The sequence below is a fragment of the Streptomyces sp. WP-1 genome, assembly GCF_030450125.1.
GTDB classification, from domain to species: Bacteria; Actinomycetota; Actinomycetes; order Streptomycetales; family Streptomycetaceae; genus Streptomyces; species Streptomyces incarnatus.
The window spans coordinates 1577615-1590960 of record NZ_CP123923.1 but is presented as its reverse complement, the minus strand read 5'-3'; the positions used below and the strand labels follow the sequence as shown (position 1 = coordinate 1590960).

The following is a 13346-nucleotide window of genomic DNA, read 5'->3' as shown; positions in this document are numbered from 1 at the left end:
GAGGGCGGCCCGGTCGCCCCAGCGCACCGGGACGGTGATCTCGCCGCGGGGCGGGGGAGGGTCGAGGCGGAGGAAGCGCGGGCGTGCGGGGCGTAGGGTGGCGGCGGGCCGCCGGTCGGATCGGATGGCGGCGGATCGCCCGTCAGATCGGGCGCAGCGTCGCCGTGTGGGCCGTCTCCACACTCACCATGCTGGCCCTCGCGCTGCTCCTGCCCGACTTCCGGCTCCAGTCCGCCGACGGCGACAGCGCCACCCGGATCGCCCTGACCGCCGCCCTCGGCGCGGGCGCGTTCGGCATCCTGTCCGCCGTGGTGTGGCCGCTGCTGGTCCGGCTGCTGCTGCTCGTCCCCGCCCTCGTCCTCGGCCTGCTGGTCTTCTTCCTCAACGGCTCGCTGCTGCTGGTCGCCCTGCGCCTGAACCCCACCGGCCGGGGCGCGGTCGCCCCGGAGACCGCCGTCGTCGTGGCCGCGGTCATGTCGGCCGTCGCCTCGGCCACCGGCGGCGCGCTCGCCGTGCGCGACGACGAGGCGTACCGGCGCCGGCTGCACCGCCTCGCCGCCCGCCGCCGAAGAACCGATCCGCCCTGTGCCGCCACCCCCGGTCTGGTCCTCCTCCAGCTCGACGGCGTCGGCCACGACGTCCTGACGGCGGCCGTGGACAAGGGGCTGATGCCGGCCCTCGCCCGCCTGCTGGCGGGCGAGGGCACGCAGCCCCCCACCCACCGCCTCACCCCCTGGCACACCGACTGGTCCAGCCAGACCGGCGCCAGCCAGCTCGGCATCCTGCACGGCAGCACCTACGACGTCCCCGCCTTCCGCTGGTACGAGAAGGACCGCGAGGAGGTGATGGTCTGCAACCGGCCGACCAGCGCCGCCGAACTCCAGCGCCGCGCCGTCGCGCACACCGGGGACGGCGGGCTGCTCACCGAGGACGGCGCCAGCCGCGGCAACCTCTTCAGCGGCGGCGCCGGGGAACAGGCCCTCGTGCTGTCCATAGCGGCCCGCCGCCGAAGCCCGGAGAACCGTTCCCGCGCCGGGTACTTCGCCTACTTCTCCGACCCGGCCAACGCCGTGCGCACCGCCCTGTCCTTCGTCGCCGAGGTGGCCCGCGAGATCGGCGAGTCCACCCGCGCCCGGATCCGCCGCCGGCGCCCCCGCGTCTCCCGCGGCGGCCTCTACCCGCTGGTCCGCGCCTTCGCCACCGTCGTGGAACGGGACGTCGTCGTCGCCGCGGTGATGGGCGACATGCTCGCGGGACGCACCGCCGTCTACGCCGACCTGGTCGCCTACGACGAGGTGGCCCACCACTCCGGCCCCTACAGCCGCGACGCCGAGAAGGTGCTCACCCGCCTCGACCGGAGCCTCGCCCTGCTCGCCCGGGTCGCCGACCACGCCCCGCGCCCGTACCGCCTCGTCGTCCTCTCCGACCACGGCCAGAGCCCCGGCGAGACCTTCCACGCCCGCTACGGACTCACCCTCGCCGACCTGGTGCGGGCCGGCTGCGGACTGCACGTACCGCGCCGCGCCGAACGCACGCACAGCGGCACCGAGGCGCGGGCCGCGGTACGCGCCGCCCTGCGCCGCCCCGTGGAGGAGGGTGAGCGGCACCGCCCCGCCCGCCGCCGCGAGCCGATCGTGCTGGCCTCCGGCAACCTGGGCCTCGTCTCCTTCCCGGACGTGCGCCACCGCATGACCAGGGAGGAGATCGACGCCCGCCACCCCGCCCTGCTCACCACCCTCGCCGACCACCCCGGCATCGGCTTCCTGCTGGTCGCGAGCGAGGCGCACGACGGCGTGGTGCTCGGCCCGGGCGGCACCGAGATCCCGCTGGCCGACCTCGACCGCGACCCCGGACCGCTGGCCCGCTTCGGCCCCGGCGCCGTCGAGGCGGTGCGCCGCACCCACTCCTTCCCGCACACCGCCGACATCATGGTGAACTCCGCGTACGAGCCCGCCGACGGCGAGGTGCTCGCCTTCGAGGAGCAGATCGGCTCCCACGGCGGGCTCGGCGGCGCCCAGTCCCGCCCGTTCCTGATGTCCCCGCTGGAACTGTCCGAGCCCGTCGCGGCGGGGGAGCGGCTGACCGGGGCCGAGCAGGTGCACCGGGTGCTGCGCCGCTGGCTCGGCGAGCTGTCCGGACCCGAGGTCCCGCTCGCCGGGGCCGCCGCCGAGCAGGGCGAGCGGGCGGCCTGACGACGCGGGCCACGGGCGCCGCAGAACCCCCGCCTCCGCCGCCCGGATGTGATCGGATAGGGATCCCGGACACCCGGCAACGGAACCGCACCCTTCCGAAAGGAACCATCGTGGCCACCACGCGCACCGCGCACACCGAATGGGAAGGCAACCTTCTTCAGGGCCAAGGCGTCGTCAGCTTCGACTCCTCCGGCATCGGCGCGCAGCCGGTGTCCTGGCCGTCGCGCGCCGAGCAGGCGAACGGCAAGACCAGCCCGGAGGAGCTGATCGCGGCCGCCCACTCCAGCTGCTTCTCCATGGCCCTCGCCCACGGCCTGTCGGGCGCCGGCACCCCGCCCACCAAGCTGGAGACCAACGCCGACGTCACCTTCCAGCCCGGCACCGGCATCACCGGCATCCACCTCACCGTGCGCGGCACCGTGCCCGGCCTGGACGAGGGGGGCTTCCGGTCGGCCGCCGAGGACGCCAAGAAGAACTGCCCGGTCAGCCAGGCGCTCGCCGGTACGACCATCACCCTGACCGCCGAACTGGCCTGAGCCGGGGCGTCGCCGAGCGGCGCACAGGTGCCGCGCTCCTCGCCGGGGCGCGGCACCTCGGGTCGTAGAGCGGTCGCCCTCGCCCGGCTCGGGGCCCGTACGGCTCAGAACCGCGCCCGGTACTCCCGCAGGATCTCCCGGGTGCGCCGCGCCGAGGCGGCCCGCGCCGTCATATGGTCCAGCACCTCCAGATGCGCGGCGACCTCCCGCCGCGCGTCCAGATACAGGGCGCCGGTCAGATACTCGGTGAACACCATGTCCGGCAACTCCGGCTCGGCGAACCGGAACAGCGTGAACGGCGCGTACGTCCCCGGGTGCGGGCCCGCCGCGAACTCCGCGATCTGGAGCGTGATCCGGTCCTTCTCGGCGCACTCCACCAGCCGGTCCAGCTGGTCACGCATGACATCGGGGGACGCGCTCACCGGGCGCCGCAGCACCGTCTCGTCCATGATCACCCACAGGTGCGGGGGATCCGCGCGCTCCAGCAGCCGCTGCCGTTCCATCCGCAGCGACACATGCCGCTCCACCGACTCCGGCTCGCTCTGCCCGATCGTCCCCGCCTCCATCACCGCCCGCGCGTACGCCTCGGTCTGGAGCAGTCCCGGCACGAAGTGCGGCTCGTAGGAGCGGATGATCCGGGCGGCGCCCTCCAGGCTGACGTACAGACTGAACCAGTCGGGCAGCACATCGTGGAACCGCTGCCACCAGCCCGGCTGGTTGGCCTCCTCCGCCAGCCGCACGAACGTGGCCGCCTCGTCCCGCGCCACCCCGTAGGTGTCGAGCAGCACCTGCAAGTACGGGATTTTCAGCGCGACTTCGGCCGTCTCCATGCGCCGTACGGTCGCCGCCGCGACCCGCAGCACCCCGGCGGCCTCCTCACGGCTGAGACCCGCCGCCTCCCGCAGCTCCTGCAACCGCCTGCCGAGCACCACCTGGCCCACGGTGGGCGCGGTCCGCCGCTCACTCACGCCACGCCCTCCCCTGCCGTGCCGCCTTGGCGCGCAGCAGTCTGTCACGCGACGCCCGCTCGCACAGCGGATCGAGCGGACCAAAGGATCACAGGTTCGTCAACCCGTGGGACGGGGCGTCAACCAGCCATCGTCTGGAGGTACTTCGCGGTCGCCGGATCGGCCGGCAGGAAGGTCTCGATGGCGAGTTCGGCGACGGTGACGTCCATCGGCGTGTTGAAGGTGGAGATGGAGGACACGAACGACAGGATCCGGCCCTCGTGTTCGACCCGCATCGGCAGCGCGAAGTACGGCACCGGCTCCTCCGGGTCCTCGCCCGGCGCGTCCTCGGGCACCGGGTACGCCGTCACCTCCTCGTACAGGGCGCGGAGTTGGTCCGAGCGGTGCAGCGCGAGCTGCCGTTCCATCTGCGCGACCAGATGTCCGCGCCACTCCCGGAGGTTGCGGATCCGGGGTGCGAGGCCCTCGGGGTGCAGGGTCAGCCGCATCGCGTTCGGCGGTTGCAGCAGCTTCTCCGGGATGCCGTCCAGCAGCATCGTGATGCCCCGGTTGGCAGCCACGACCGTGTACCCGGCGTCCACCACCAGCGCGGGGTAGGGCTCGTAGCCCTGGATGAGCCGCTCCATCCCGTCGCGCAGGGCGTCCAGGGCGGGATCGTCCAGCGGGGTCTCCGGGTAGTGCGGGGCGTAACCGGCGGCCAGCAGCAGCGCGTTGCGCTCCCGCACGGGCACGTCCAGATGCTCGGCGAGCCGCAGCACCATCTCCTCGCTCGGGCGGGACCTGCCGGTCTCCACGAAACTGATGTGCCGGGCGGAGGAGTCGGCCCGCAGGGCCAGCTCCAGCTGGGAGACGCGACGCCGCTCCCGCCAGGCACGGAGCAGCGGACCCACCCCCTTGCTGCCGGGGGCGGCGGTGGACACGGAAGCTTCGGTGGCGACCATGGTCATACCTCGACCCTAAACGAGAAGTGCGCGCCCCAACGACCGCGCGCCCGCGGACGCGCCAGGTCAGGCCGGAAACGATGGCGCCCCAGCCGGTATCGGCCCCCTGGACGCGTCACCCGTTCTCCCGGTCCGGCGCGTGGCACGCTGGGAGGAGATCCGCCCCACCGTCCCGAAGGGAGCCGCGCCATGGCCGTCGCACCGCTGTCGCAGAAGGAGATCGAGGACCGGCTCGCCGAACTCCCCGGCTGGTCCGCGGACGGCGACCGGCTCACCCGCACCTACCGGCTCCCCTCGCACTTCGCCGCGGCCGCCCTGGTCATGCACATCGCCCGCATCCAGGACGAGCTGGACCACCACTCCGACTGCACCCTCGGCTACCACTCCGTCGACCTCACCCTCGCCACCCACAGCGCCGGCGGCACCCTCACCGAGAAGGACTTCGCTCTCGCCCGCAGGGTGGAAGACATCGCCCCGGGCCACGGCGCACACTGAGCGTCGTGCTGGACTACGACAAGGAAGCCCGTGTCTACGACGCCTCACGCGGTGGCGAGGCACGCGCCGAGGCCGCCGCACGCGCCGTCCTCGATCTGATACCCGACCGTCCGGGCCGCCTCCTCGACCTCGGCTGCGGCACCGGCATCGTCACCCGCAGGCTCGCCGCGGCCCGCCCCGCGACCCGGGTGACCGGCGCGGACCTCGCCGCCGGCATGATCCGCCGGGCCGCCGCCCGCCTGCCCGGCGCGATCGTCCGGGCCGACAGCCGCCGACTGCCCTTCCCCGGCGCCGCCTTCGACGGCGTCACCAGCGTCTGGCTGCTGCACCTGCTCACCGACCCCGACGACCTGGACGCCGTCCTCGCCGAGTGCGCCCGCGTCCTCCGGCCCGGCGGGGTGTATGTCACGACGGTCGACAAGGCCGCCGCGCACGACGTGGGCAGCGACATCGAGGCCGCCCTCGCCGGCCGCCCGATCCGCCCCGCCGCCGACGCCGCCGACCTCGTGACCGCGCACGCCGCCCGGCACGGGCTCGCTCTCGCGGGACGGTCCGCCTTCCCCGGCGTCGGCCAGGGCCGCAGCCCCCGCAGCACCATCGCCGACCTGTACCGGGGCTGGTTCAGCCTGCTGCCGCCCGGTGATCCGCGCCGGGGGACGTACGCCGCCCGGCTCGCCGCCCTCCCGGACCAGGACCGCCCGCGCGCGGACCCGACGTTCAGCCTGCGCGCCTTCCGCAAGGACTGACGGGTATTGGGTCGTCGGGTGCGCGTGTGACTGAGGTCGGGCGCGGGTAGCCGGTGGTCCACCCGAGTCCCCGCCGGATCGCCGTCTCCACCGGTGAGTACGCCCCGTCCGGCCGCTCCAGCTCGTAGGGCACCGCGGGCTCCAGCGGCGGCTGCGCCATGAGCCGGGGCCGGGTGCCCCGGTGCGGCTGCGCCGCGTGCACCAGGAACGGATGGCACAGATAGACGTCGCCGGGGCGCCCGGTGGCGAGCGCGAGCGGCCGGTGCTCGCTGGCCGCGACCAGCTCCGGCGCGATCTCCAGCCCGGAGACACCTGCCTCGCCGTACGGTTCCAGGACCCGCGGCACGTCCAGATGCGAGCCGACCCGGATCCGGGTCGGCGCGTCCTCCTCGCCCACCTCGCTGAACAGGAACAGCATCAGCAACGCCCGGTCCCGGGAACGGAGATTGGTGTGGAACCAGGTGGCGCCCTCGGGCAGATAGCTGCCCTCGATGTGCCAGCCGGCGTCGCCCGGGTCCTCGGGGTGCGGGAAGCGCAGCGGGAACGTGCCGAGCGAGTACCGTGGCAGCCAACGCCGTTCACCCACCAGCAGGTCGAACGCGGTGTGCAGGGCGGGGGAGTTGGCGGCGGCCGCGAAGGGACCCTGTGCCAGGCCGCCGATCCGCACCACCGGGTCCTTCCAGGTGGCGGGGTCCTGAGGGTCGTACCCCGTCTCCCGCCACAGCAGCCGCGCGCAGTCCTCGGCGACCCGGGGCGCGACCGCGCCCTCGATCTTCACGAACCCGTCGGCGAGGAAGCGCTCCACCATGTCGTTGCCCATGCGGGTCATGGTGGACGAGGTAAGGCGGTGGGGCATCCGGTTTTCCGGCGGCCTCCCCGGCCCGGATTTGCCGGGTCGGCAACGGAGCTGGCCCCCGCCCGGTGTGCCGTCGCACCCTGACGGCATCCGGAAGAGAGGCTGACCACCATGGCGCACGACCACAACGGCGATCACACCCGCTGCCAGGGACACGAAGAGGACCACGGGCACAAGCACGGCCATGGGCATGCGCACGGCCACGGGCACGGCGCGGACCTCGACTGGAACGAGCTGGGCCCCCACCTTGAGGCCCAGGCCGAACTGTTCGCCCCCCTGTACCGGCAGGCCCTGTCCTGGCTCGCGGACGAGTCCGCCGAGCCGGGTCTGATCGCGGACGCGGGCAGCGGCCCCGGGGTCCTGTCCTGCCTGTTCGCCGAGGTGTTCCCCGGCGCCCGGGTCGTCGCCGTGGACGGCACCGCGCCGCTCCTCGACCGGGCCCGCGCCCGCGCCGGCCGCCTCGGCCTCACCGATCGCGTCGACATCCTGGCCGGTGAACTCCCTGACGTGCTGCACCAGTTGCCGAAGCCGGCCGATCTGCTGTGGGCCAGCCGCAGCCTGCACCACCTCGGCGACCAGCGGGCCGCGCTCACCGCGTTCGGGCAGCGGCTCGCCCCCGGCGGCACCCTGGCCCTCCTCGAAGGCGGTCTGCCCTCCCGCTTCCTGCCCCGCGACCTCGGCATCGGCCGCCCGGGGCTCCAGGCGCGGCTGGACGCGCTGGAGGAGGACCGGTTCACGCGGATGCGGGCCGAACTGCCCGGCTCCGTCGCCGAGACCGAGGACTGGCCGGCCCTGCTGACCGCCGCGGGCCTGCGGTACACCGGCAGCCGCAGCTTCCTGCTCGACCTGCCCGCCCCGGCCGACGACCGGACCCGCGCCTATGTCGCCGCCACCCTCGGCCGGGTGCGCGAGGGCTTCGGCGACGCCCTCGCCGCCGAGGACCGGGACACCCTCGACCGGCTCCTCGACCCCGTCGACCCCGCGAGCGTCCACCGGCGGCCGGACGTCTTCCTCCTGTCCGCGCACACCGTGCACACGGCCGTACGCCCCTCCTGACCGCGCCCGGCGCCCGGCGGCACGTGACTTCGAGAGCGTTCCAAATGGTGAACTCCCCGTCCATCCAACGGCATTCGGATACCCAGGGGGAAACCATGAACGACTCTCCGGTCGCGCTCATCACCGGCGGCGGCAGCGGTATCGGGGCCGCCGTCGCCCGGCAGCTGCTGGCCGCCGGACACCGGGTCGCCGTCACGGGCCGCACCGAACGGCGGCTGCGGGACTTCGCCGAGGGCCTGGGCGACCCCGGGGCACTGACGACGGTCGTCGGCGACGCGGCGTCGTACGACGACATCCGGCACGCGGTCGACCGCACCCTCACGGCGTACGGCCGGCTGGACACCGTGGTCGCCAACGCCGGGCTCGCCACCCATGACTCCGTGGCCGAGGGCGACCCGGCCGGCTGGTCCGAGACGGTCCTCACCGACGTCCTCGGCCCGGCCCTGCTGATCCGCGCCTCGGTCGACGCGCTCGAGGAGACACGCGGCCGGATCGTGCTCGTCGGCAGCGTCGCCGGATTCGTGAACACGCCGGGCAACCTCTACGGGGCGACCAAGTGGGCGGTCACCGGGCTCGCCGAGAACACCCGGCGGCAGGTCACCGAGTCCGGCGTCGGCGTGACGCTGATCGCCCCCGGCCGGGTGGAGACGCCGATCTGGGACGGCTCGGGCGGCCTGCCCCGGGGCACCCGCTGACCGCCGACCAGATCGCCGACTCCGTGGCCTGGGCGATCCGGCAGCCGGCCGGGGTCGATGTCAACACCGTGGTCGTACGTCCGCTGGGTCAGCCCAACTGACGCAGGAACGACGCTAGTTGTTCGCTATGAACTGCTGCGCCAGCTGGTCGCCGAGGGAGACGGCGGCGCTGTGGCTCTCGATGGGGGAGACCTTGGAGTTCTTGAACAGGATGTAGGTCACGCCCGAGTCCGCGCCGCCGGTCGCCGGGTCCGGGTCGATCCCGAGCGCCTTGGCGGTGGCGTACGACGCCTCGCCGATGATCTTCGTGGGGCCGGTGTCGCCGACGACGGCGTACTCCACCTTGTCGCCGTAGACGACGGCGACCACGCCACCGCCCTTGATCCCGTAGTCGGAGTACTTCCAGATGCTGCTGGTGCTGGGCACCACGACATAGGGCAGCGACTCGGACTTCAGGGGCTTGCCGTCGGACTGGTGGAAGGCGGTGTCGTCCTGGTACCAGGGGTCGCGGTCCTCGTTGCAGTTGGTGGTGCGCTGGCCGTCGCAGTCGATGTCCATGTCGGCCTTCCAGAACACCGCGCCGTTCTTGCCGCAGACCGGGACCGTGGCCGAGGTCTCGTCGTCGGTCTTGTACTTGCCGTTGGAGATCTGCGCACAGGACTTCACCTTGGCGAGCAGGTCGGCCGCGCTGACCGAGCCCTCCTGGGCGCCCTTCGGCGCGGCTGCCGGCGCGGGGTCCGCGAGCGCGTGCGCGGGCATCAGGCCGGCGGCGAGCAGGGCGGCCCCGGAGGCCGCGGCGAGGGTCAGTGATCGAAGACGCACTGTGGGGGACCCTTCTGTTAGGAAACTTTCCTTACCGGGCGGCTCCACCGTGACGTAGGTGCCATGTGCGCGTCAACCCTGCGGTCGCGAACCCGCGAAACCCCGTGCGTATTGCGATGGTTCGCGCCCCATGGTGAGACTGGAGGCACCGGAGGGGTCCGTGTCGTCCGCGCCCGGGAGGCGAGGTGCCATGTTCGTACGCACGGTGTACGCGACCGGGGATCCGGCCCGGCTGGACCCGGCCCTGCGCGCCCTGAACAGCCGGGGCCACGATCTGCTGGAGGAGCGGCCCGGCTACCGGGGCGCGGGCGTCTTCGTCGACCGCGAGCTGGGCAAACTGCTCACGGTCAGCTGGTGGGAGTCCGAGGAGGCGCAGACCGACAGCGACGAGGTGATGCGGGAGCGGCGCCCCGCGCTGCTGGAACCCTTCGCCGCGTCGGTGGCCGTCGAGCACTATCGCGCCGCCGTCTTCCACGCCCTGCCGCTGCCCGTGACCGGCGGCGGACTGCGCGTCGCCCGCCTGGAGTTCGACCCCCGGGACGCGGACCTGCTGGCCGACACCTTCCACGCGACCGCGCTGCCCCGGCTGGAGACGGTGCCGGGACTCGCCCGCACGGCGCTGCTGCTGGACCGCGACCGGGGCCGGGGCATCGCGGGCACGGTCTTCACCGACCACCACGCCCTCGCGTCCGCCCGCGCCGGCCTGTCCGCGATCCGCCGCTCCGGCACGGCCAAGGCACGGGCGACGGTGGTGGCGCTGGAGGAGTTCGAGGTGGTGCACGCGGATGCGCATGCGCTGTGAGAAAGAGCGGGGGCGCCGTGGTCCCCGGGTCCGTCGGGGCCGGCCGCGCGGTTCCCCGCGCCCCTTCGAGGCGTCGGCCGCGCGCACAGGGCTCCCCGTACGCGCGGCCGGAAGAGAATCGTCAGCCCATGTCGAACGTCGCCGGGTCCGGCCCGATCCGCCGGTCCTCGTTCAGCGCGCCGATCGCCGCCAGATCCTCCGCGTCCAGGCTGAAGTCGAACACCTCGATGTTCTCCTTGATCCGCGAGGGCGTCACCGACTTCGGGATCACGATGGTGCCCTGCTGGACGTGCCACCGCAGCACCACCTGCGCCGGAGTGCGGTTGTGCTTCTGCGCGATCGCCACGATCGCCGGCACCTCCAGCAGCCCCTTGCCCTGCCCGAGCGGCGACCATGCCTCCGTCCGGATGCCCTGCTCCGCGTGGTACTCCCGGGCCGCGTGCTGCTGAAGATGCGGGTGCAGCTCGATCTGGTTCACGGCGGGGACGACGGACGTCTCCTCCGCGAGCCGCCGCAGATGCTCGGGAAGGAAGTTGGACACTCCGATGGCGCGGACCCGGCCGTCGGCGTACAGCTTCTCCAGCGCCTTGTACGTGTCGACGTACGTGTCCCGGGCCGGCAGCGGCCAGTGGATCAGGTACAGGTCGAGATGGTCGAGCCCCAGCTTGCCGAGCGACGTGTCGAAGGCGCGAAGCGTCGCGTCGTACCCCTGGTCGCTGTTCCAGAGCTTGGTGGTGACGAAGATATCCTCGCGGGGCAGACCGGAGGCCGCGATGGCACGGCCGGTGCCCTCTTCGTTGCCGTACGCAGCGGCCGTGTCGATGCTGCGGTACCCGGCCTCGAGCGCCGTGCCGACGGCCTGCTCGGCCTCGTCGTCCGGCACCTGCCACACGCCGAAGCCCACCTGGGGCATCTCGACACCGTTGTTGAGGATGATCGGGGGGACCTTGCTGCTCACGAGCTCGTGATCCTTCGCTGGTCGACGACGTGGTTCTTCATCGTCAACGATCACACACCACGATACATTCCTGACGCGCCTGGAACCTCCGGATCCGTCCCGGTCCGTCAGGACTTGTACAGCGCCTCGACCTCGCGCTCGTACGCCTTCTCGATCGCCTTCCGTTTCAGCTTCAACGACGGTGTCAGCAGGCCGTGTTCCTCGGTGAACGGCTGCGCCAGTATCCGGAAGGTGCGGATCGACTCGGCCTGCGAGACCAGCGTGTTCGCGGCGACCACGGCGCGCCGCACCTCGGTCTCCAGATCCGGGTCCCGCACCAGCCGCGCGGGCGCCATCGCCGGTTTGCCACGCATCTGGAGCCAGTGCTCGACGGCCTCGTGGTCGAGGGTGACCAGGGCGGCGATGTAGGGGCGGTCGTTGCCGACCACGATGCACTGGCTGACCAGCGGATGGTCGCGGACCCGCTCCTCCAGCACCCCGGGCGAGACGCTCTTGCCGCCGGAGGTCACCAGGATCTCCTTCTTGCGGCCGGTGATCGTCAGATAACCGTCCTCGTCCAGCGAGCCCAGGTCCCCGGTGGCCAGCCAGCCGTCGTGCAGCGATCCGTCGGTCGCCTTGGGGTTGTTCAGATAGCCCTGGAAGACATTGCCGCCGTACAGCCAGACCTCGCCGTCGTCGGCGATGTGCACGGTCGTCCCGGGGATCGCCTGGCCGACCGTGCCGTAGCGGGTGTGCTCGGGCGGGTTCGCGGTCGCCGCGGCCGTCGACTCGGTCAGGCCGTAGCCCTCGTAGATCTGCACGCCCGCGCCCGCGAAGAACAGCCCGAGGCGTCTGTCCATGCCGGAGCCGCCCGACATGGCGTTGCGGATCCGGCCGCCCATCGCGGCCCTGACCTTCGCGTACACCAGCTTGTCGAACAACTGGTGCTGCATCCGCAGCCCCGCCGTCGGCCCCGGCCCGACGCCCCAGGCCTTCGCCTCGACCGCCTCCGCGTACCGCACCGCGACATCGACCGCCTTCTCGAACGGCCCCGCCTTGCCCTCCTTCTCCGCCTTGCGCCGGGAGGCGTTGAACACCTTCTCGAAGATGTACGGCACCGCCAGGATGAACGTCGGCTGGAACGCCTGGAGGTCGGGCAGCAGGGCCGCGGCGTTCAGCTGCGGCTGGTGGCCGAGCCGCACCCGGCCCCGGACCGCGGCCACCTCCACCATGCGCCCGAAGACATGGGCGAGCGGCAGGAACAGCAGCGTGGACGCCTCTTCCCCGCGCCTGGAGTGGAACACCGGCGCCCAGCGGTCCACCACGCTGTCCGCCTCGAACATGAAGTTCCCGTGCGAGAGCACACAGCCCTTGGGGCGGCCCGTGGTGCCCGAGGTGTAGATGACCGTGGCCACCGAGTCCGGGGTGACCGCCTGCCGGTGCCGGTGCACCACCTCGTCGTCCAGATGCGCGCCGGCGTCGTACAGCTCCCGCACACAGCCCGCGTCCAGCTGCCACAGCCGGCGCAGCCGCGGGAGCCGGCCGATCACCGTGGCGATGGTCATCGCGTGGTCCTCGTGCTCCACGATCGCCGCGGTGACCTCGGCGTCGTACAGCATCCAGAAGCACTGCTCCGCCGAGGAGGTGGGGTAGACCGGCACCACCTGGGCGCCGATGGTCCACAGGGCGAAGTCGAAGAGCGTCCACTCGTAGCGGGTACGGGACATGATCGCGACCCGGTCGCCGAACCGGACCCCGCTCGCCAGCAGGCCCTTGGCCAGGGCGAGGACCTCGTCGCGGAACTCGGCGGAGGTCACATCGCGCCACTGCCCGGCAGCGTCCTTGCGGCCGAGGGCCACCCGCCCCGGGTCCGTCTCGGCGTGCTCGAAGACCGCATCGGCCAGACCACCCACCGGCGGTGCCGACGTGAGAGGCGGGTTGGTGAACTCGCGCAATCCTCGCTCCCCGATCCTCGCTGCCTGAACGCGCCGGTGATGTGCGGCACAGCGCCGTGAAAGCTACCTCACACCCTGAGCGGAGGGGAGGGGTGCGGAAACAGAGCAAACCGCGCCTTCCGCCCGATGGTTGTCCGGAAAATGCCCGCACATGGGGAAGGGACGGACACAATACTGACGGGTCAGTAAGTTTCGGGGGCGTAATCTCCACCGAATCTGTACGCGCCGATTACCGCTCTGTACAGGGCGATTACGGCCACGACCACGCCGTCCGCGGCCCGGCGACGGCCCCACCGCGCCCCTCCCGTGCGGCCACCGGCATCCGGCCCGCCGCCGAGGTCCCTG

At 72.8% G+C, this 13346-nt stretch carries 12 protein-coding genes and 1 pseudogene; 7 read left to right on the top strand and 6 right to left on the bottom strand.

Annotated features, from left to right (window positions below; genetic code table 11):
• Positions 1-83: 83 nt before the first annotated feature.
• Both QHG49_RS06695 and QHG49_RS06690 read left to right on the top strand, forming a co-directional pair.
• Positions 84-2192, top strand: a complete 2109-nt coding sequence (locus tag QHG49_RS06695) for an alkaline phosphatase family protein (RefSeq protein ID WP_301487798.1) — start codon at positions 84-86, stop codon at positions 2190-2192.
• Between the two features lie 110 nt (positions 2193-2302).
• Positions 2303-2728: an OsmC family protein gene (locus QHG49_RS06690; RefSeq protein WP_145486281.1), complete on the top strand. Its 426-nt coding sequence runs from the start codon at positions 2303-2305 to the stop codon at positions 2726-2728.
• Positions 2729-2832: 104 nt separating this feature from the next.
• Here the strand turns inward: QHG49_RS06690 and QHG49_RS06685 are convergent, their stop codons facing one another.
• Positions 2833-3696 (bottom strand): helix-turn-helix transcriptional regulator, encoded by an 864-nt coding sequence (locus tag QHG49_RS06685; protein ID WP_159706374.1) that lies wholly within the window; start codon positions 3694-3696, stop codon positions 2833-2835.
• Between the two features lie 119 nt (positions 3697-3815).
• On the bottom strand, positions 3816-4643 hold the full coding sequence (locus QHG49_RS06680; protein WP_145486279.1) for a helix-turn-helix domain-containing protein: 828 nt from the start codon (positions 4641-4643) through the stop codon (positions 3816-3818).
• A 183-nt stretch (positions 4644-4826) separates the two neighbouring features.
• Here QHG49_RS06680 and QHG49_RS06675 point away from each other — a divergent pair, with 183 nt between their 5' ends.
• Both QHG49_RS06675 and QHG49_RS06670 read left to right on the top strand, forming a co-directional pair.
• Positions 4827-5132 carry a 4a-hydroxytetrahydrobiopterin dehydratase gene (locus QHG49_RS06675; RefSeq protein ID WP_145486278.1) on the top strand — a complete coding sequence of 102 codons (306 nt, stop codon included), beginning with the start codon at positions 4827-4829 and terminating at the stop codon, positions 5130-5132.
• Between the two features lie 5 nt (positions 5133-5137).
• Positions 5138-5878, top strand: coding sequence for a class I SAM-dependent methyltransferase (locus QHG49_RS06670; protein ID WP_301487791.1), 741 nt, complete (start codon positions 5138-5140; stop codon positions 5876-5878).
• Here QHG49_RS06670 and QHG49_RS06665 read toward each other — a convergent pair.
• Positions 5850-6698, bottom strand: coding sequence for a phytanoyl-CoA dioxygenase family protein (locus QHG49_RS06665; protein ID WP_301487789.1), 849 nt, complete (start codon positions 6696-6698; stop codon positions 5850-5852). The genes QHG49_RS06670 and QHG49_RS06665 overlap by 29 nt on opposite strands.
• Before the next feature lie 147 nt (positions 6699-6845).
• On the opposite strand from QHG49_RS06665, the gene QHG49_RS06660 reads away from it, so the two are divergent.
• A complete protein-coding gene (locus QHG49_RS06660; RefSeq protein ID WP_301487788.1) occupies positions 6846-7790 on the top strand; it encodes a trans-aconitate 2-methyltransferase in 945 nt (314 codons plus the stop codon).
• Positions 7791-7885: 95 nt separating this feature from the next.
• Positions 7886-8586 (top strand): annotated as a pseudogene (locus tag QHG49_RS06655) (SDR family oxidoreductase).
• 13 nt (positions 8587-8599) lie between these two features.
• Here the strand turns inward: QHG49_RS06655 and QHG49_RS06650 are convergent.
• Complete coding sequence (locus QHG49_RS06650) at positions 8600-9307, bottom strand: glycoside hydrolase family 75 protein (protein ID WP_159706382.1); 708 nt, start codon at positions 9305-9307, stop codon at positions 8600-8602.
• 190 nt (positions 9308-9497) lie between these two features.
• On the opposite strand from QHG49_RS06650, the gene QHG49_RS06645 reads away from it, so the two are divergent.
• Positions 9498-10109, top strand: coding sequence for a hypothetical protein (locus QHG49_RS06645; RefSeq protein ID WP_301487784.1), 612 nt, complete (start codon positions 9498-9500; stop codon positions 10107-10109).
• Positions 10110-10230: 121 nt separating this feature from the next.
• Here QHG49_RS06645 and QHG49_RS06640 read toward each other — a convergent pair whose 3' ends face one another.
• The gene (locus tag QHG49_RS06640; RefSeq protein ID WP_301487782.1) at positions 10231-11067 is read right to left on the bottom strand and encodes an aldo/keto reductase; all 837 of its coding nucleotides are present in this window, start codon (positions 11065-11067) and stop codon (positions 10231-10233) included.
• A 107-nt stretch (positions 11068-11174) separates the two neighbouring features.
• On the bottom strand, positions 11175-13001 hold the full coding sequence (locus QHG49_RS06635; protein WP_301487780.1) for a long-chain fatty acid--CoA ligase: 1827 nt from the start codon (positions 12999-13001) through the stop codon (positions 11175-11177).
• Positions 13002-13346: the final 345 nt, after the last annotated feature.